Origin of the sequence: Oceanobacter sp. 5_MG-2023, assembly GCF_030548165.1 — a bacterium.
Taxonomy (GTDB): domain Bacteria; phylum Pseudomonadota; class Gammaproteobacteria; order Pseudomonadales; family Oceanobacteraceae; genus Oceanobacter.
In genome coordinates this window covers 68,502-87,236 of record NZ_JAUORS010000007.1, presented here as the reverse complement: position 1 = coordinate 87,236, position 18,735 = coordinate 68,502, and the positions used below count along the sequence as shown (strand labels likewise).

Annotated in this window: 14 protein-coding genes; 4 read left to right on the top strand and 10 right to left on the bottom strand. The window is 53.7% G+C overall.

Annotated features, from left to right (window positions below; all coding sequences use genetic code 11):
* Nucleotide 1 precedes the first annotated feature (1 nt).
* The 7 genes from ribB to Q4551_RS06590 all read right to left on the bottom strand — a co-directional run bounded on the left by ribB (nt 2) and on the right by Q4551_RS06590 (nt 9,794).
* On the bottom strand, nt 2-1,117 hold the full coding sequence (gene ribB, locus Q4551_RS06620) for a 3,4-dihydroxy-2-butanone-4-phosphate synthase (RefSeq protein ID WP_303432650.1): 1,116 nt from the start codon (nt 1,115-1,117) through the stop codon (nt 2-4).
* A 70-nt stretch (nt 1,118-1,187) separates the two neighbouring features.
* Complete coding sequence (locus Q4551_RS06615; RefSeq protein WP_303432649.1) at nt 1,188-1,841, bottom strand: riboflavin synthase; 654 nt, start codon at nt 1,839-1,841, stop codon at nt 1,188-1,190.
* Between the two features lie 37 nt (nt 1,842-1,878).
* Nucleotides 1,879-3,033, bottom strand: coding sequence for a bifunctional diaminohydroxyphosphoribosylaminopyrimidine deaminase/5-amino-6-(5-phosphoribosylamino)uracil reductase RibD (gene ribD / locus Q4551_RS06610; protein WP_303432648.1), 1,155 nt, complete (start codon nt 3,031-3,033; stop codon nt 1,879-1,881).
* Nucleotides 3,030-3,515 (bottom strand): transcriptional regulator NrdR, encoded by a 486-nt coding sequence (gene nrdR, locus Q4551_RS06605; RefSeq protein WP_303432647.1) that lies wholly within the window; start codon nt 3,513-3,515, stop codon nt 3,030-3,032. Before nrdR ends, ribD begins: the two co-directional genes overlap by 4 nt.
* Before the next feature lie 138 nt (nt 3,516-3,653).
* The gene (locus tag Q4551_RS06600) at nt 3,654-4,025 is read right to left on the bottom strand and encodes a hypothetical protein (protein WP_303432646.1); all 372 of its coding nucleotides are present in this window, start codon (nt 4,023-4,025) and stop codon (nt 3,654-3,656) included.
* 254 nt (nt 4,026-4,279) lie between these two features.
* Nucleotides 4,280-5,542 (bottom strand): serine hydroxymethyltransferase, encoded by a 1,263-nt coding sequence (gene glyA / locus Q4551_RS06595; RefSeq protein WP_303432644.1) that lies wholly within the window; start codon nt 5,540-5,542, stop codon nt 4,280-4,282.
* Nucleotides 5,543-5,657: 115 nt separating this feature from the next.
* On the bottom strand, nt 5,658-9,794 hold the full coding sequence (locus Q4551_RS06590; protein ID WP_303432643.1) for an EAL domain-containing protein: 4,137 nt from the start codon (nt 9,792-9,794) through the stop codon (nt 5,658-5,660).
* Nucleotides 9,795-9,946: 152 nt separating this feature from the next.
* On the opposite strand from Q4551_RS06590, the gene ettA reads away from it, so the two are divergent.
* From ettA to Q4551_RS06575, 3 genes are all read left to right on the top strand, one after another.
* Nucleotides 9,947-11,608, top strand: a complete 1,662-nt coding sequence (ettA, locus tag Q4551_RS06585; protein ID WP_303432642.1) for an energy-dependent translational throttle protein EttA — start codon at nt 9,947-9,949, stop codon at nt 11,606-11,608.
* A gap of 346 nt (nt 11,609-11,954) precedes the next feature.
* Nucleotides 11,955-13,136: a DnaT-like ssDNA-binding domain-containing protein gene (locus Q4551_RS06580; protein ID WP_303432640.1), complete on the top strand. Its 1,182-nt coding sequence runs from the start codon at nt 11,955-11,957 to the stop codon at nt 13,134-13,136.
* Nucleotides 13,060-13,707, top strand: a complete 648-nt coding sequence (locus tag Q4551_RS06575) for a replication protein P (protein WP_303432638.1) — start codon at nt 13,060-13,062, stop codon at nt 13,705-13,707. The genes Q4551_RS06580 and Q4551_RS06575 overlap by 77 nt, the downstream gene beginning before the upstream one ends.
* 93 nt (nt 13,708-13,800) lie before the next feature.
* Here the strand turns inward: Q4551_RS06575 and Q4551_RS06570 are convergent, their stop codons facing one another.
* From Q4551_RS06570 to Q4551_RS06560, 3 genes are all read right to left on the bottom strand, one after another.
* The gene (locus Q4551_RS06570; protein WP_303432636.1) at nt 13,801-14,514 is read right to left on the bottom strand and encodes an NYN domain-containing protein; all 714 of its coding nucleotides are present in this window, start codon (nt 14,512-14,514) and stop codon (nt 13,801-13,803) included.
* 433 nt (nt 14,515-14,947) lie between these two features.
* Nucleotides 14,948-16,729 (bottom strand): sodium:solute symporter family protein, encoded by a 1,782-nt coding sequence (locus Q4551_RS06565; protein ID WP_303432634.1) that lies wholly within the window; start codon nt 16,727-16,729, stop codon nt 14,948-14,950.
* A gap of 27 nt (nt 16,730-16,756) precedes the next feature.
* Nucleotides 16,757-17,020 carry a DUF4212 domain-containing protein gene (locus Q4551_RS06560; protein WP_303432632.1) on the bottom strand — a complete coding sequence of 88 codons (264 nt, stop codon included), beginning with the start codon at nt 17,018-17,020 and terminating at the stop codon, nt 16,757-16,759.
* A 311-nt stretch (nt 17,021-17,331) separates the two neighbouring features.
* Here Q4551_RS06560 and Q4551_RS06555 point away from each other — a divergent pair, with 311 nt between their 5' ends.
* Nucleotides 17,332-18,711 (top strand): deoxyguanosinetriphosphate triphosphohydrolase, encoded by a 1,380-nt coding sequence (locus tag Q4551_RS06555; RefSeq protein WP_303432630.1) that lies wholly within the window; start codon nt 17,332-17,334, stop codon nt 18,709-18,711.
* Nucleotides 18,712-18,735: the final 24 nt, after the last annotated feature.

Genomic DNA, 18,735 nt, shown 5'->3' with positions numbered 1-18,735 from the left:
GTCAGGCGTCAAACGGCAAGTATTCAGTGATTTCGAGATCAAAACCCGAGATGCCGCTGTATTTCATTTCCGAGCTGAGCAGACGCATTTTTTGTACGCCTAGCTCACGCAAGATTTGGGAGCCGGTGCCGATGGTGAGAAAGGCACCAGAGCTATCGGTGTTGGGGCTGGGAATCGGCCGCGCGCGACCAAAAAAGTCGTCGAGGCTGTCTTCGATGGCATCGTGCTGACCGGCGGATAACAGCACGAGTACACCTTCGCCCTCTGCGGCAATGCGCTGTAGCGCATGGGATGATGACCAGCTGGCACCGGACTTGGGTTTTATGCCAAGGACATCGCGCAGGTAATTATTGGTCTGTACCCGGACAACACAAGGGCTATCCGGCTGAATGTCGCCCAGTGTCAAGGCCAGGTGGGTCTCGTTCTGGATGGTATCGCGGAACGTGTGCAGCATAAAATCGCCATATTCGGTGGCAATCTTGTCTTTGCTGATCAGCTCAACGGTTTTTTCATTGGCCATGCGGTAATGGATCAGATCGGCAATGGTACCGATCTTGAGGCCGTGCTTGGCGGCAAACACTTCCAGTTGTGGACGTCGGGCCATGGTGCCATCAGGGTTCAGAACCTCAACAATGGCGGCTGCCGGGGTCAGACCTGCCATACGGGCGAGGTCGCTCCCCGCTTCGGTATGACCGGCACGACTCAAAACACCGCCGGGGCGGGCGCGTAACGGAAAGATGTGACCTGGCTGGACAATGTCTTCTGGTTTACCCATCGGGTTGACTGCCGCCAGGATAGTCGCGGCACGGTCGGCGGCAGAAATACCGGTGGTGACACCTTCTGCGGCTTCAATTGAGACGGTAAACGGGGTGTAAAACCTGGCGCCGTTGGCGGTTACCATGGCGGGTAAACCGAGGTAATCACAACGTTCTGCTGACAAGGGGAGACAGATCAGGCCACGCGCTTCGGTGGCCATGAAATTGATGATTTCTGGCGTTACTTTTTCTGCGGCAACAATAATATCGCCTTCGTTTTCACGGTCTTCGTCATCCATCAGAATGACCATTTTACCGTCACGGATGTCGGCCAGAATTTCTTCGATGGTGTTCAGTGCCATAATAAGCCTGTTCAGAATAATCTGTGAGTATGTGTTGTATTACTGATTGTCTGGCGCTCGATGAATCGGTTTATTTCCAGAATCCATGCTGTGCCAGAAAAGCCGCATCCATCGGCGTTTTTTCTGTATTGTCTGGCGCTTTGACCAGTTGTTCCAGATAACGGGCAATCATATCAACTTCCAGGTGAACCTGCTGACCTGGCTGGCTGGAAATCAATGTTGTCTCAGCAGCGGTATGGGGCACAATATTCAGAGAAAACCCGGCATCACTGAGTGCATTCACTGTCAGGCTGACACCATCGACAGTGATAGAGCCTTTGGCGGCAATATAACGCGCCAGTTCCGCAGGGGCTTCGACGGTCAAGCGAATCGAGCGGGCATCGGCCTGACGCTGACTGATACGGCCAACGCCATCCACATGCCCGCTGACCATATGGCCACCGAGGCGAGTGGTGGGCAGCAGGGCCTTTTCCAGATTGACTTGGGTGCCTGCTTGCCAGCTGCCGATACGGGTATGGGCCAGGGATTCTCGTGACACATCGGCAACAAAGCCGTCGCCGGGGAGTGCCACGACGGTCAGACACACACCATTGGTGGCGATGCTGTCACCGAGTTTGACATCGGCCAGATCCAGCGCCCCGGTGCGGATTGTCAGGCGCAAGTCACCGGATACGCTGGTAACACTTGCGACGGTGCCGATTGCTTCGATAATTCCTGTAAACATGGCTTTCTCAATCTGTCTCTGTTGACGATGGGTCGGGTTATGGCCGAGCGGCTTCCGGCTGCAAGGTCAGGCGTAAATCCTGGCCAACCATACGAATATCCTGCCAGTGCCAGCGAATCTGCTGCTGCATGCTATCCAGTGGCAATGCCAGCAACGGCCGGGCATTACTGCCCAGCAAGGTTGGTGCGCAATACAACACCAGTTCATTCACCAGTCCGGTTTCTACAAACGCCGCCGCCAGCCGGGCACCACTTTCGACCAATATGTCATTGTGGCCCTGTTCGGCCAAAAACCGTAGTAGCGCTGGCAAATCAACCTTGCCTGTCTGTGTTGCCGGGCTTTGCCAGAGCGTCAGTTGCCCCAAGGTTGCTGCTCGCTGCACGGTGACCAGGGAGGTATTGGTAACCGCCAGGAGGATATCACCAGGCTGGTCAAAAACAGCTTCGTTGCCGCTGAGCCGTTGTTGGCCGTCAATCACTACCCGTAAAGGCTGACGCCAGAGATGTTCCGGTTGTTTGATACCGGTTTCGGCTGGCCGTACGGTCATGGAAGGATTGTCGATCAGTACCGAGCTGGCACCGGTAATCACTGCGCAGCTGCGCGCTCGTAACCGCTGTACATCGCGGCGGGCCGCAGGGCCAGTGATCCATTGGCTTTCGCCACTGGCCATGGCGGTGCGGCCGTCGAGGCTTTGGGCCAGCTTGATTCTGACCCAGGGCAGGCCACTGCGCATACGCTGGATAAATCCGGCGTTGAGGGATTCAGCCTGATTTTGCAAGCAGGTTTCCGTCACCTCGATACCGGCATCACGCAGATATTGAAAGCCCCGGCCAGCCACTTGCGGATTAGGGTCGCGACAGGCACCAACAACCCGGGCAACACCGGCGTTGGCCAGAGCATGGGCGCAGGGTGGTGTGCGGCCAAAATGGCTGCAAGGTTCGAGGGTGACATAAGCGGTGGCCGCTTGAGCCTGATCGCCCGCCATGCGCAAGGCGTGGACTTCTGCGTGGGGGCCTCCGGCCTGCTGGTGCCAGCCTTCACCCACCAGCACATTATCCTTGACGATGACGCAGCCAACCCGGGGATTGGGGCTGGTGGAATAGAGTCCTTGCTCTGCCAGACGTAAAGCCCTGGCCATCCAGTACTCATCGCCATGGGCTTCTGGGCTATGGGTTGGCGTATATGTCTTCATGGGTTGGTTTCCGTAATAACCGTGGCGCTGACGCTGGCAGACAGGCGTTCAATTTCGGCGCGGAATTCGTCGAGATCCTTGAAGCTGCGATACACCGAGGCAAAGCGAACATAGGCAACCTGATCCAGTTGATGTAATTCAGCCATCACGTATTCGCCAATCTGGCGGCTGGATATTTCCCGGTCATTTTTGTTGCGGATGGTTTGCAGGATATGGTGGATAGCCGCGTCCATCGTGTCGACAGGAATCGGGCGTTTTTCCAATGCCCGTTGGATACCACTGCGGAGTTTGCTTTCGCGAAAGGTTTCCCGGACACCGTTCTGCTTGATCACAAGAGGGAAGGTCAGTTCGACGCATTCGAAGGTGGTAAAACGCTCACCACAGCCGGAGCATTCGCGACGGCGACGAACCTGGGCACCGTCAGCCATCAAGCGTGAGTCGACCACCTTGGTTTCCGGATGTGAGCAGAATGGACAATGCATAGGCGGAACTGACTAAAGAGCGATACGGCCATGGTGGCCAAAGCGCGCCAGTGTACTCCTGCCGTGATTATCAGGCAATGATTTCACACATGGACTTCGGCCAGGCCATCACCGGGTAAACCATGTTCCGGCACGTTTTCAGGCACGTTCGCAGTCGGGATTGGCCAGGACAGTATGGGTCAGGCGCTGAATCAGTTCATTGAGAGGGGTTGGGGTTGGATCAAAGTGGTCGATGTTTCCCCAGCGCTGGAACGGGCTGATGGCAAACCCCTGAGTCACGTCATTAAAGTACAGGCAATGGCGGCCAAAGGTAGCCAGTACCCAGAAACCACAGCCTTCATCGGCCCAGGGGTGCTGTTGCCATATTTCGGCGGTTGGCAAACGCATCAGCTGCCAGAGCGTTTTGACCGGCGCCTCCATACTGGCTTCAGTGTGCTGGATCAAATTGAGTAAGCGGGACTCGGAAATAGGAGACCATTGGGTGTGGGCATGCAGGTTCGACGTCGTCATGAGAGGCATCCTGAGTATCGAAAGAGTACGGTCGGAACTTCTTGCGCGAGCGCTGCGATTCTAGAACGTTGAGGTCTGGTTGCAATAAAAAATTGCCATATCCGATCAAAGTCTATGTGAATTCGCCAGGGTGGCTGGCCAGGGACAGGTCAGATGGCAAACAGACGGGAAAATATGGGGAGTGTGAAGGCGAGCTGTCGAGTCTGGAAACACCGTCGCCACGATGTGCTGTGGCGACCGGTGTCCGGCAGGGCTTAGCGGTAAACCGGGAACTGATCACACAAGGCGATGACCTTGGCTTTCACTTCGGCTTCCACTTGCTCGGAAGTGCCGTTTTCCAAGCTGTCCAGTACGTCACAGATCCAGCCAGCCAGTTCTGTTGCTTGCGCTTCACCAAACCCACGGCTGGTGATCGCTGGGCTACCGATACGCAGACCAGAAGTCACGAAAGGTGAACGTGGATCGTTTGGTACGGAGTTTTTGTTCACCGTGATATTGGCGCGGCCGAGGGCGGCGTCGGCATCTTTACCTGTGTATTCCTTGCCAATCAGATCAACCAGGAACAGATGGTCGTCAGTACCGCCAGAGACGATATTGATGCCACGGGCAATAAAGGTAGCGGCCATGGCCTGGGCGTTTTTGACCACCTGGGCCTGATACGCCTTGTATTCATCCGACATGGCTTCCTTGAAACACACAGCCTTGGCGGCAATCACGTGCATCAGTGGGCCACCCTGGGATTCCGGGAAGACGGCAAAGTTGAGCTTTTTGTTCAGCTCTTCGTCTTCTTTTGCCAGAATCAGACCACCACGAGGGCCTCGCAGGGTTTTGTGGGTTGTGGTGGTGACGACATCGGCAATACCAACCGGTGTCGGGTAAACGCCTGCGGCAACCAAACCCGCCACGTGAGCCATATCGACAAACAGGTAAGCGCCCACCGCATCGGCGATATCGCGGAAACGCTGCCAGTCAACCACTCGGGAATAGGCAGAGAAGCCGGCAATAATCATTTTGGGCTGATGTTCTTTGGCCAGACGCTCGACTTCTGCGTAATCGATTTCGCCGGTTTCCGGGTTCAGACCGTACTGGATGGCATTGTAGATACGGCCAGAAAAAGAGACCGATGCACCGTGGGTCAAGTGACCACCGTGTGCCAGGCTCATACCCAGAACGGTATCGCCGGGTTTGACCAGTGCCATGAAAACCGCAGCATTGGCCTGGGAGCCAGAGTGTGGCTGAACGTTGGCATAAGGTGCGCCAAACAGTGCCTTGGCGCGGTCGATGGCCAGTTGTTCAATTACGTCAACGTGCTCACAGCCGCCGTAATAACGTTTGCCCGGATAACCTTCCGCGTATTTGTTGGTCAGCTGGGAGCCCTGGGCTTCCATCACCCGTGGGCTGGTGTAGTTTTCGGAAGCAATCAGCTCGATATGGTGTTCCTGACGCTGATCTTCAGCCTGCATGGCAGACCAGAGATCCGGGTCAAAGTCGGCAATGTTCATGTCGCGGCTAAACATCAGGTGATCCTCGGTGTGTGGGCGGGTGCATCGGTCGTGGCTACGCCGGGCAATTTAAAAGGGCGAGCATTCTACCCTAAATTATGGCGTTCTGGCACGTGAGTGTTATTCACCATCAGACTGAATCTCGCTCAATTGCTTTGAGGCTGCATACCGGCTGGTCGGTCATACGGGCTTCGAGCTCGTCAGCGGTGACAGGAACCGATAGCAGATAGCCTTGAAGGGTTTCACAACGTGCTTCGATCAAAAATGCCAGTTGTTCGCAGTTCTCGATCCCTTCGGCAATCACCCCCAGCCCCAGATTATGGGCCATGGCAATAATGGTGCGGGTAATCTGGGCATCATCACGGTTGGTGGGCAGGTTCTGGATAAAACTGCGGTCTACCTTGAGAATATCAACCGGAAACTGTTTCAGATAATTGAGTGACGAATAGCCAGTCCCAAAATCATCAATCGAGATGCGTACGCCCAGCGCCCGTAATTCGTGCAACACCGACAGGGTGAAATCAATATCGTCGATCAATGCGGATTCGGTCAGCTCCAGCTCCAGATGGTGTGGAGAAATACCGGATTTTTGCAGTGCCTGTTTGACCTCGTCGACAAAGCCGGGGTATTTGAACTGACGTGCAGAGACGTTGACCGCAATCAGTTGAATCGACAGCCCCAGCTCAAGCCAGCCCGCCATTTTCAGACAGGCTTGCTCCAGCACCCAGCAGCCAACTGGGCCAATCAGCCCGGTATCTTCCAGAATCGGTACAAACTCCTGTGGCAAAACCTCGCCGCGAACCGGGTGATGCCAGCGCAGCAGGGCTTCGACACCCACGGCGCGCAAGGTCCGGGAGTCGTACTGTGGCTGAAACAGCAAGTACAGTTCCTGTTTTTGCAGCACCTGGTGCAGATCATTTTCCAGCTCCATCCGTTCCACCGCCTGGCGGTTCATGGCGGCATTATAAAACTGCAGATTGTTACGGCCAGCGTCCTTGGCATGGTACATGGCCATATCGGCGTTTTTCAGCAGTTCGATAACACTGTCGCCATCGTTCGGGTAGGTGGCGATACCGATACTGGCACTGAGGAATAACTGGTGCTTGCCAATGTAATAGGGTTGGTTGAGTTCTTTGAGAATACGCTCTGCCACTCGCTGGGGAATGGTGACCACGTCGTGATTGGTATTATCAAAGGCCAGTCCGATGGTGAATTCGTCACCGCCCATCCGGCACACCATATCGCCACTTTTGACACATTGGCGCAGCCGCTCGGCGACCTCAATCAAGACCTTGTCTCCCGCCGGGTGGCCAAGGGAATCATTGATCGGCTTGAATCGGTCAAGGTCAATAAACAGCAGTGACAGATGGCTGTTGTGATGGCTGGTCTTGTGCATCAGTGCTTCCAGCCGCTCGTGCATCTGGGCGCGATTGGCGAGGCCGGTGAGAGGGTCGTAGTAGGCGAGGTGATGGATACGCTCTTCGTTGGCTTTACGCTCGGTGATGTCCGACATAATGATGGTCAGACTCTGGATCTCGTGTTGTGGATCACGAATGATGCTGATGCCGGTCCAGGAAGTGCGCGTTTCGCCACTCATGCAGCGATATTTGAGTTCGCCCTGCCAGTAATTATCAACCACCAGCGTTTCGATAATATCGTGCATATAGTGGTTGTTGCGATGCTCCGGAGCGACCAGGTGATCCGGGGTTTTACCGATAATTTCATGCGCCGGAAAGCCGGTAATCTGGGTAAAGGACCGGTTGACCTTGACTACCCGGAAGTTGTCATCGGCGACGATAATGGCTTCGTTGGTATTTTCAAACACATCGGCGGCCAGCAGCAGTTCTTGCTCGTTACGGCGTTCTTCCGTGACGTCGCGACAAATCCCTGTGATGCCTTGTGTGCTGCCGTCCGGGTTGCGAATCATGCTGGCCTGTATATTCAACAGGCGGCGTTCGCCATCCCGGGTTGTCGCCTGAATATCCTTTTGTAACAGATTGTGGTGCAGGTCGGGGTTATTGGTTGCTGTTTGCAAGGCCTGGCGCAAATCGAGCTGTAATGAGCGGATATCGCGGAGGCTGAAAATCACGTCGATTCCCAGCTTCAGCAATTCGTCCGGTTGATACCCCAACAGCCGGTGTACGGAAGTACTGACGAAATTGAGCTTCATATGGCTGTCGGTGGCCCAGATGACGTCAGTCATGTTTTCCGCCACCATGCGATAGCGGGCTTCGCTTTCGATGGTTTGCTGCTGTTTGGCGCGGTCGTCGGTGACATCTCGGGCGGTGCCAATGTAGCTGTTTACATTACCGTTCTGATCGTACCGGAATGGCGTCAGCTCGAAGCGGATTAGCCGGGTGCTGCCATCGTGGTGGCGGCATTGTAAACAGATGATATGCGCCTTGCCCGGTGGCAGGGTTCTGAGGACAGTCAGCGCCTGATGGCAGCGTTGTTTTTCTTCGTCCGAGGCATACAGTAACCAGTCGCAACAACCATCGTTATCGGCCAGCGCCGGATACCCCAGTGTTTCCGAACCGGAGCGGTTGCGGTAAATGATGGCAGGCTCCAGCTGATCGTCCAGATCGGCGACAAAAACGGTATCCGGCATGGCGGCCATGACCGCCGCCCAGAAGTTTTCCTGTTCCCTTGCCCGTTCCGCCGCTCGTTTTTCTTCGGTGACATCAATCAGGGAAACCATCAGCTTGTGCTCGAAACCCGGACTGAAATGAATCGACAGCTCCCGTTGCTGGCCATCAAAACGGGTAATCGCAACCTGGGTATGGGTAAACCGGGATTGTTCCTGGCGGCTTTGTTGAACGGCATCGAGAAAAGCGTGGCGGTCGTCAGTAAACAGCTGGCGGAATTGCCGTTGCAGCTGGGAGCGGCTGCTGGCACCCGCCAGGGCAATGGCCGCTTGATTGACATTGATAATGCTCAGGCTGTCGAGACTGTTGTGAAACTCCGCGATATCCAGCAACCAATGCGCGACACCTGATTCCTCAAACAGTGACATATAACGCTGACGGCTGCGTTCCAGTTCGCGCAGGGTATGTACCGAGGTGCTGATGTCGCGCAGTATCCAGACGATGCCATCAAGCTGCTGATCGCGATACAGCGGGTAATGGCTCTGCTCCATGATGCGTGATTCTCCATCAAGGCTAGCCGTCAGGGTACGGCCTTTGTCGTGCAGGTGTGCCAGCTCCTGAACACTCAGCCCATGGGCCCACAAGGCTTGTGGGTGTGGCCAGATCGCCGCGAGAGTGTGGCCTTTAAGCAAGGTATAACCATTTTGTGCCAGCAGCTCACTGGCCCGGTGATTGACATAGTTCACTTCACCGTTGGCATCGGTAGAAATCAGGGCATCTTCGATTGACTGCAGCACCCGATTGGCCCGTTCTTCCGCTTGCTGGCGCTGGGTGTCGGCTTGGGTCGCAGCCTGCTCCGCCTGCTGCACCGAACGACGAAACGCCCATACTGAAGAAATCAATATCAAAATCAGCAATAGCGGAGCGAGCAAATAGCCGGTCAGATGATGCTTCAGATCCTCTGGTAACGGGAAGGCCACCACAGACCAATGCGTGCCGGGAATCGCCTGTTGTACCAATGGGCTGGTCGGAGGATGGCTGATCTGGCGATGGCTTTCAGCGTACGGCGCCAGGGTATCGATCAGCCGGAGCGTAATGCCGGGGTTGCCGCTGGGTAAAATATGACCACGGAAACGGTCCAGCGAGTGGCGGCTGATAACCCGATAAGACTGTCCAGAACGATGGCACCAGGACTGCAGATAAAGCTGCTGGTCGACTCGATAGGGTTGTGTCAGCAAGGGCGAGTCCGGCTGTTCTGCCAATGTCAGCAGATGATTGTGATCCAGTAGCGGCCCCATTTGTTGCACATAAACCAGCGGCTGTGTGGTCGTCACCATGGCGATGGCTTCCAGCGAAGGCGTTAATGCTGTCAGCTGGTCGAGGTCAGTGCTGTGATTTGGGAGCGTCTTGTGGGTACTGGCTGAGGTTGGAGGAGTGGCAGATATCTGCCCACTTACACTGCATTGTAACGGCGTATACGCCAACAACAGCGAGTGCATGACCGTGGCTTGTTGTTGCACCAGCGTGGTGGCATTGGTGAGTAATCGCTTACGGTCGGCGTGCACATGCTGGAACACATTGAAGACAACAATCGCCACCATGATGATCAATGAGGGAAGAAAAAAATAATGTAGGCGCGTTGCTGGTCGCACGGAATGGCCTGCTGGGTCATGATGCTGCATGAATCTGATCTCTGCTCATTATTCTGACAGATAAGAAACCGGAGCGGTTTCTGCACACCCGGTCACTGGGTGCGTGGATCGTGTTGTCGCTGATTGCCATTCACGGTGGATTTCAGTAGTTTGGCGCAGCATTTTCAGTTAAAGGTTTCACCATGGCACAGTATGTATTTACGATGAACCGTCTGGGCAAGATTGTACCGCCCAAGCGTCAGATTCTGCGCGATATCTCACTATCTTTTTTCCCGGGTGCCAAAATTGGTGTGCTCGGCCTGAATGGTTCCGGTAAGTCGACCCTGTTAAAAATCATGGCAGGTATTGACCAGGATTTTATTGGCGAAGCGCGTCCACAGCCCGACCTGAATATTGGCTACCTGCCCCAGGAGCCGGAACTGGACCCGGCCAAAGACGTCAGAGGCAATGTTGAAGACGGCCTCAGCGAACTGATGAACGCCAAGGCCGAACTGGATGCCGTATACGCCGCCTATGCCGAGCCGGATGCCGACTTTGACGCCCTGGCCAAAAAACAGGGCCAGCTTGAAGCCCTGATCGAAGCGGCTGACGGTCATGACAGCGACCGCCAGATGGAAATTGCCGCCGATGCGCTGCGACTGCCACCCTGGGATGCTGATGTTACCAAATTGTCAGGGGGAGAGCGCCGTCGTGTTGCCCTGTGCCGTCTGTTGATGTCAAAACCCGACATGCTGTTACTGGACGAACCCACCAACCACCTGGATGCAGAATCCGTCGGCTGGCTGGAGAAATTCCTGGAAGAATACCCTGGCACCGTGGTAGCAATTACCCACGATCGTTATTTCCTCGACAATTGTGCCGAATGGATTCTGGAGCTGGATCGCGGCCATGGTATTCCTTACGAAGGTAACTACACCACCTGGCTGGAAGCCAAAGAGAAACGCCTGGAGCAAGAAAAGAAAGAAGAAGATGCCCATGCCAAGGCCATCAAACACGAGCTGGAATGGGTGCGACAAGGTGCCAAAGGGCGTCAGTCCAAATCCAAGGCACGTCTGGCCCGATTCGAGGAAATGAACTCCCGCGAATTCCAGACCCGCAACGAAACCAACGAAATCTACATCCCGCCTGGCCCACGTTTGGGTGACAAAGTGATCGAATTTCATAATGTGACCAAGGCTTACGGTGATCGCGTTCTGATTGATGACCTCAGCTTTACCGTACCCGCGGGTGCGATCGTCGGGATCGTTGGGGGTAACGGAGCGGGTAAATCCACCCTGTTCCGTATGATTGCCGGGACAGAGCAACCCGATAGTGGCGAAGTGGTTATGGGCGACAGCGTCAAACTGGCCTTTGTAGAACAGCTGCGTGACGAGCTGGACGACAGCAAAAGCGTCTGGGAAGCCATCTCTGGCGGTCTGGACATGCTGACCATCAATGGCAAGGAATACCCCAGTCGCTCTTACATTGGCCGCTTTAACTTCAAGGGTGGAGACCAGCAAAAACGGGTTGGAGACCTTTCCGGTGGTGAACGTGGCCGCCTGCAGCTGGCCCATACCCTGAAACAGGGAGCCAACGTTCTGTTGCTGGACGAACCGTCCAACGACCTCGATGTAGAAACCTTGCGCGCACTGGAAGAAGCCGTACTGGCCTTCCCCGGAGCCGTGATGGTGGTATCCCACGATCGCTGGTTCCTCGACCGTATCGCCACTCATATCATGGCGTATGAAGGTGATTCAAAAGTCAGCTTTTTTGAAGGCAACTACACTGAATACGAAGCCGATCGGAAGAAACGCCTGGGTGCCGACGCAGCGCCAAAACGTATGAAATACAAGCGTTTGGCGTAATTCGTTCCAGAATACCGGCACTTGCCTGCCGGTAAAATCAAGCCGCTTGATTGAGCGGCTTTTTTAAGCATTTTAAACACGATAAACGCTTCTCTGGTGACAGGTTTTTTCAGGATTAATGGAGAGCGTGGATCGCAGGTGCTCTTGAGCGGCGGCACAATGTCGCAGTAAAGGAGCCGGATGCGCTTTTATCGTGCCCGGCCCCGAACAGCAAACACTGGCATCACAGAATCGTATGACTCTCTGGCGCTATGACGGTAGCATGGTGCAATGCCACTAGCCGCTACGGTTAATGCTCTCGTTTTATTCTTCCGTTTTTGATTCAGGTTAATTCAAGCAATGCATCATGAGTAATCACCCTCTGTTCAACGATTATTCCATCCCTTTGTCTGTGACGCTGGCCGCCACGATCGGGCTGGAAGATGCAGTCTTACTGACGATTATCAACCAGGCTGCGATATTACAGCCCGACAGCCACCATCAGGGTATCCGGCTGGCGCGTGATACCGTGCGCCAGCAACTGCCTTTTTGGGATGATGTGACGATTCGCCGTACGCTGGCAAGCCTGGTAGACAAGGGGCTTATTCGCTTGCATGGCCCGATGTACCCGGAAAGCGTTGAACTGGTACTGAGTTTTGAACACAGTCAGTCGGCCGCTGCAGCACCGGCCCGACCTCTGGGTGGTGCTAGCGCAGTACCGATGGCACAGGGAATACCAGCCGCCCATGCTCACCACAGCATTGGCCAGGATTGGCAGCCCAGTGCGGATACACTGACCCGACTGCAACAGCATGGTATTCCGGCCAGTTTTATCTGGGCCCAGCGGGATGTCTTTTTATTACAAGGGCAAGAGCAAGGGGCTAACCGGAACGACTGGAATACCCGCTTTTTCCGCTTCGTCAAAAAACAGTGGGTATACGCCCAGAACGACGCCGAACGTCAACGGCTGCAGCAAGAAGGCCAGCTGAACCGCAGTGGTTTCAGTGTTGCCAGTGACGAAGCCGCTCCCATTGGCCATCAGTGGCGCCCCAGTGAAGATGCCTTGCAGATATTGCAACGTTCCGGGATTGAACAGCAGTTTATTGATGATGCCGTGGCAGAATTTATCCTGTACTGGCGTGAGCGGGGCGATGCGCTAAAAACCTGGAACAGCAAGTTTATCCAGCACATTCGTCAGCAATGGGCGCGTTATTCGGCGGCGGTGGAACATTCGACCGTACCCTTGCCGATTCCCAGCGACTGGCAACCCTCGAGCGACTGTTACGATATTCTCTCCATGGCACATATCGACCCGCAATTTGCCCGTGAACGGGTAGCCGAATTTGTGCTTTACTGGCGTGATTCCCGTCAGGTACACAACAGCTGGAACAGCCGCTTCTTGCAATACATCAAACAGCAATGGGCGCGGCAGCTGTCACAACCGACCCCGTCGACAACATCAGGAGGCAAGAATGGACAAGCAGCTGCTGAACCGGACTACACAACAGTTGAAGCAAGTTTGCGCCGACTCAACGACACCAGCTGGTGAAGGGCAAAAAGCCGCCAACACCGAGCAGAAATCGGCCTTGAACCAAATGTTTGAGCTGTTTCGTTTCAACTACCACAACCAGTTTCTCAAAGCCTTTCCCGATGCCGCGACCCTGATCACCGCCAAGCGCTTGTGGTCCCGGCTGCTGGTGGATTACCCGGCCAGTACGATCCTGGCGGCCGCGGAGCGCGCCGTTAAGGAATCCAGCTATTTGCCCAATGTCCATGAAGTGATTTCTCGTTGTGACCTGGCAGGGGAGTTGGGCGTACCGGATGCTCATGCCGCGTATATTGAAGCCTGCCGGGCGCCTTCGCCGAAAAAAACCTTCGCCTGGAGTCACCCGGTGGTGTATTTCGCCGGACGGGCCAGTGACTGGTTTTTTCTTGCCAATAATGCGGAATACAAAGCCTTTCCGGTATTCAAACGTAACTACGACCTGCTATTGCAGCGGCTGCAACAGGGCGAGGATATTCAGCTGACCATTGAGAAAGCACTGCCAGAAACCAGCGAACGGCCATTGGCGCGTCAGCAACAGCAAGAAAAACTGCAGCAGCTGAAATCCTTGCTGTGATGTGGTTGTTTCAGAGTGTTTCAGGATGTATTTGTTGTAGCCAAGAAAAACCCTGAAATATCTTCTGGAAATAAATAGACGTTACCGTACTTGTTACGCCGTTTTTTCTCTAACATAAATATGTACATTAGAGGATTCATCACCAAATTTCCGTTCCTGAAACTCCAGGTAAATCAACGATCTAACCAGTTTTCCGAGTTTTTCAAAACCATAGTTTCTTGGATCAAACGAGGGGGTTTTCTTATTGATATATCCTCCAACCGCTGATAACGGTGACCAGCCATCATCTTTGGATACAGCATTAACTGCATCGATAATAATTCTTTTTAATTCCGGGTTGCCGGATTCATCCTTGATATTTTGATGTTCAGATTTTCTTAACACTTCTGTATATACAAATTTGTCACATGCGGCTACAAATGGCTCTGGTGTTTTCTTTTCGCCAAAACCATATACAACCAATCCACTTTCGCGAATCCTGTTCGCCAGCCTGGTGAAATCACTATCAGAAGAAATCAGGCAAAAACCATCAAGCCTTCCCTCGTGTAACAGATCCATTGCATCAATAATCAGAGATGAATCCGTGGAGTTTTTACCTTGTGTGTAGCTGAACTGCTGTATTGGTTGGATCGCGTACTTGTGAAGGTGTGGCTTCCAGCTTTTCAGATTGGTTGTCGTCCAATCTCCATATGCTCGTTTCACACTGGCTACACCAAATTTTGATATTTCCGCCAATAGTTCTTCGCAGATTGCAGCCTGGGCATTGTCGGCATCAATGAGTACAGCCAACCTATCGTTTTCTGACATTCTTCTTGTCCTTTCTGTTTAGCCGTTTTGTTTCTTCGAATGGCATTTTTCAAGTAGCCTTGACATGTAAAACGACAGTACGCCAAGGCAATGCTCTATCATTCAGCTATTCAAGCTAGCAGCCACTGAAAAAACGCGCAACCTCTGTTCTGGTTGAATACCCAGTGACCTGTCCCTGTAAACGCCCCTGTAAATGCCTCTGTAAATGCCTCTGTAAATGCCTCTGTAAATGCCTCTGTAAATTTATCAGGGTTTACAATACAGAGGCTATCCTGACCTTGGTGGAGATTGCCGCCTTCACGACAGCTTTTCCTCTTTCTCTGTTGCGGCTGGGACCTTTCAAGCTGCTTGAGCCTGTATCTGCAACACCAAACAACAGCCATAAAAAAACCCGGCCGAAGCCGGGTTATAACGAGAGTTCGTTTATCACATCTTAGTGATCCTGAGCGGCGCTGGCGCCTTTAGGAACACGGATGCTTTCAACCATTTCTTCAATATGTTTCGGTACTGGTGCTGTCATGTTGGTGACAACAAAAGCAACCACAAAGTTGATCAACGCACCCAGAGCACCGAAGGCCTCAGGGGATACCCCCAGGAACCAGTTATCTGGAGTGTTTGGCAACATCTCGGTACCGGCAACAAAGAACCAGCCTTTGTAGACGAAGATATAAACCAGTGTTGAAACCAGGCCTGCCAACATACCGCTTACTGCACCGGTGTTGTTAATCTTGCTGCTGAAGATACCCATCATCAAGGCCGGGAAGATAGACGCGGCAGCCAGACCAAAGGCCAGGGCAACTACCTGAGCGGCGAAGCCAGGAGGGTTCAGGCCAAGGTAGCCTGCGACCATAATGGCACCGGCCATGGCAACACGAGCGGCCAGCAGTTCCTGTTTCTCTGTGATATTTGGCATGAAGGTGCTTTTCAGCAAATCGTGCGAGATAGCAGAGGAAATGGCCAGCAACAAACCAGCGGCTGTAGACAGTGCTGCAGCCAGACCACCGGCAGCAACCAGAGCGATTACCCAGTTAGGCAGGTTAGCGATTTCAGGGTTGGCCAGTACCATGATGTCACGGTCAACTTTCACCATTTCATTGCCTTTCCAGCCATAAGATTCGGCTTTGGCGGCAAATTCAGGGTTTTGATCGTTGTAGTACTGGATGCGGCCATCACCGTTTTTGTCTTCAAACTGCAGCAGACCTGTAGTTTCCCAGTTTTTGAACCAGTTAGGACGTTCGGAGTATTCCAGGTTGGCTTGTGGATCACCAACGGCAAATTCAGGATTCTGGATGGTGTTGGTCAGGTTCAGACGAGCCATGGAGCCAACTGCAGGGGCCGTGGTGTACAGGATGGCAATAAACAGCAATGCCCAGCCTGCAGACTTACGCGCATCAGATACTTTAGGAACCGTGAAGAAGCGGATAATAACGTGAGGCAGACCGGCTGTACCAAACATCAGTGACAGGGTGTACATCATCATATTGAAGGTGCCGCCTTTCTGGGCGGTGTATTCCGCAAAGCCGAGGTCAACCAGGGTCTGGTCAAGCTTGATCAGCAGGGGAGTGCCGTCGGCAGTATCACCCATGAAACCGAGTTGTGGGATTGGGTTGCCAGTCAGGTTCAGGGAGATAAAGACCGCAGGTACGGTGTAAGCAAAGATCAGTACACAGTATTGCGCGATCTGGGTGTAGGTAACGCCTTTCATACCGCCGAGTACGGCGTAGAAGAATACAATCGCCATACCGGAGTACAGGCCAGTTGCATAATCAACGTCGAGGAAGCGGGAGAAAGCCACGCCGATGCCTTTCATTTGACCAATTACATAGGTCAGGGAAGCAACGATCAGGCAGACAACCGCAACGATACGGGCTGTTCTGGAGTAGTAACGATCACCAATAAAATCAGGCACGGTAAACTTGCCGAACTTGCGCAGGTAAGGTGCCAAGCACAGAGCCAGCAGTACATAACCACCGGTCCAGCCCATCAGAAAGATAGACGCGTCGTAACCTTTAAATGCAATCAGACCGGCCATGCCGATAAAAGAAGCAGCAGACATCCAGTCAGCACCGGTTGCCATACCGTTAGCGACCGGGTGAACACCGCCGCCAGCAGAGTAGAATTCGCCAGTAGTACCCGCTCGGGCCCAAACTGCAATACCCATATACAGGGCAAACGTAAGACCTACAACAATGTAGGTTAAGGTCGTGAGATCCATTATTGATTCCTCAGCTATTTATTTTTATTAGTCGTCAACGCCGAATTCACGGTCGAGATCACGCATTTTTTTAGCGTAATAAAATACGATTGCTAGGAACACGTAGATTGAACCTTGCTGTGCAAACCAGAACCCCAAGCCGACACCACCCACCGGGATATTGTCGAGTAATGGCCGTAGCAAAATACCGAATCCATATGAACAGACAGCCCAGATAACCAGCAGCACCTTCATCAAGTTGATGTTTCTGCGCCAGTAGGCTTTTTTATCGTCTTCAGACTTGAAAGACATAACCCCTCCTAATTGTTATTTTATAGGTCAGTTGTAACCTATCAGTTAAGTTCGATTGGGCAATAGATAGACCTTGGTATTAGCTTCGGGATAAATCGGAAGTTTTTTGAAAACTTCAATAAAATCAATCGGTTAAATATGTTTTTGAAAGGCTATACCATGGTCGCAAGTGACCGCTGGCGACCTTGCCGTAGGTGGCATGGAGAGACAGGAAAGATGACCGCTGCGGTTAAAAGACCAGAATTCAGTCATAACGGCATGGTGTCGTCGAACAGCCAGAGGCCTGGCCCGGCGGAAGGAGAGAATAATTGATGGCAAAACAAGCGGATGGTGGCACTGAGGGAATGGCTGGCAGCAGTATGAACTGGCGGCAATTGTTGTTGCCGCTGCGTTATGGCGAAACCCAGGCCCGGCTGGCGCTGGATATCGGTCGAACGCCTTTTCACAAGGATTATGACCGTATTATTTTTTCATCGGCGTTTCGGCGCCTGAATCGTAAAACCCAGGTGCACCCCCTGACTGAGAACGACCACTTGCACAGTCGTCTGACGCATTCATTGGAAGTGGGGTGTGTGGGGCGCTCGCTGGGCAGCATGGTAGGAAATGCCATGGCGCATCAACTGCCGGAATTTATGGATGCCGGAGACCTGGGAGCCTTGGTACAGGCGGCATGTCTTGCCCACGATATCGGCAACCCTCCTTACGGCCACAGTGGAGAAGAAGCGATCCGGCACTGGTTTATGGATGCACAGAACCGGCATTTTCTGGAAGACCTGACGGTGGCGCAGCAGGCTGACCTGATGACGTTTGAAGGTAACGCCCAGGGGCTGCGGCTGGTCACTCAGGTGGAATACAACCGTTTCAAGGGGGGAATGCGGCTGACCTATGCCACCCTGGGGACGTTTCTCAAATACCCCTGGAGTGTGATGGAAGTAACCGAGGGGCGGGCGAAAAAATTTGGCTGTTATCAGTCAGAATTGCCGATCTTGCGTGAAGTCGCCGCGACGTTGGGGCTGTTGCCGCGTGGTGAAGATCGTTGGTGTCGTCACCCTCTGGTGTATCTGGTCGAGGCCGCCGATGATATTTGTTATGGGCTGATTGATCTGGAAGATGGTGTGGAAGTTGGCCTGCTGCAATACCACGAGGTTGAAGCCCTGCTCAGTCCATTGCTGGTGGATCAGTGGGAGCAGGTGCAGGAAGATATTGCCAATGAAGACGGCGATCGCCGCAAGCTGCAGATTTTACGCGGCTACGCCATGGAGGTGATGGTGCAGGCTGTCAGTGCCAGTTTTACACGCCATGAAGCACAATTGCTGCAAGGGAACCTGGCCGGCGGCATTATCGATTATTGTCCGCCAGCGGTACGCCAGGTGGTGGCGGATGCCAAGGAACTGGCCCGTCAGCGTATTTTCCGCGACGGCCGCAAGTTGACCATTGAAATCGGCTCGTACACCACATTGGGGGTGCTGCTGGAATCCTTTCTCAGTGCGGCGCGGGAATGTGCCTTGGGTCAGGCCGCCACGTTTCGGAATACGCGCTTGCTGGCGTTGATGGGCGGTTCTGCCCCCAAGCCTGGCTGGACCCTGTATGAAAGTTATATGCGTACGCTGGATTATATTTCCGGAATGACCGACACCTTTGCCGCCAGTCTGGCCCGGCAGCTTGAAGGCTATAATCCGCCGTCCCAATAGTCGGTTGGTTATGGTTACCGCCTG

What these genes read in the sequence shown, in the direction of transcription:
- ribB (WP_303432650.1), bottom strand. Translation starts at nt 1,117, where the DNA reads ATGGCACTGAACACCATCGAAGAAATTCTGGCCGACATCCGTGACGGT.
- Q4551_RS06615 (WP_303432649.1), bottom strand. Translation starts at nt 1,841, where the DNA reads ATGTTTACAGGAATTATCGAAGCAATCGGCACCGTCGCAAGTGTTACC.
- ribD (WP_303432648.1), bottom strand. Translation starts at nt 3,033, where the DNA reads ATGAAGACATATACGCCAACCCATAGCCCAGAAGCCCATGGCGATGAG.
- nrdR (WP_303432647.1), bottom strand. Translation starts at nt 3,515, where the DNA reads ATGCATTGTCCATTCTGCTCACATCCGGAAACCAAGGTGGTCGACTCA.
- Q4551_RS06600 (WP_303432646.1), bottom strand. Translation starts at nt 4,025, where the DNA reads ATGACGACGTCGAACCTGCATGCCCACACCCAATGGTCTCCTATTTCC.
- glyA (WP_303432644.1), bottom strand. Translation starts at nt 5,542, where the DNA reads ATGTTTAGCCGCGACATGAACATTGCCGACTTTGACCCGGATCTCTGG.
- Q4551_RS06590 (WP_303432643.1), bottom strand. Translation starts at nt 9,794, where the DNA reads ATGCAGCATCATGACCCAGCAGGCCATTCCGTGCGACCAGCAACGCGC.
- ettA (WP_303432642.1), top strand. Translation starts at nt 9,947, where the DNA reads ATGGCACAGTATGTATTTACGATGAACCGTCTGGGCAAGATTGTACCG.
- Q4551_RS06580 (WP_303432640.1), top strand. Translation starts at nt 11,955, where the DNA reads ATGAGTAATCACCCTCTGTTCAACGATTATTCCATCCCTTTGTCTGTG.
- Q4551_RS06575 (WP_303432638.1), top strand. Translation starts at nt 13,060, where the DNA reads ATGGACAAGCAGCTGCTGAACCGGACTACACAACAGTTGAAGCAAGTT.
- Q4551_RS06570 (WP_303432636.1), bottom strand. Translation starts at nt 14,514, where the DNA reads ATGTCAGAAAACGATAGGTTGGCTGTACTCATTGATGCCGACAATGCC.
- Q4551_RS06565 (WP_303432634.1), bottom strand. Translation starts at nt 16,729, where the DNA reads ATGGATCTCACGACCTTAACCTACATTGTTGTAGGTCTTACGTTTGCC.
- Q4551_RS06560 (WP_303432632.1), bottom strand. Translation starts at nt 17,020, where the DNA reads ATGTCTTTCAAGTCTGAAGACGATAAAAAAGCCTACTGGCGCAGAAAC.
- Q4551_RS06555 (WP_303432630.1), top strand. Translation starts at nt 17,332, where the DNA reads ATGGCAAAACAAGCGGATGGTGGCACTGAGGGAATGGCTGGCAGCAGT.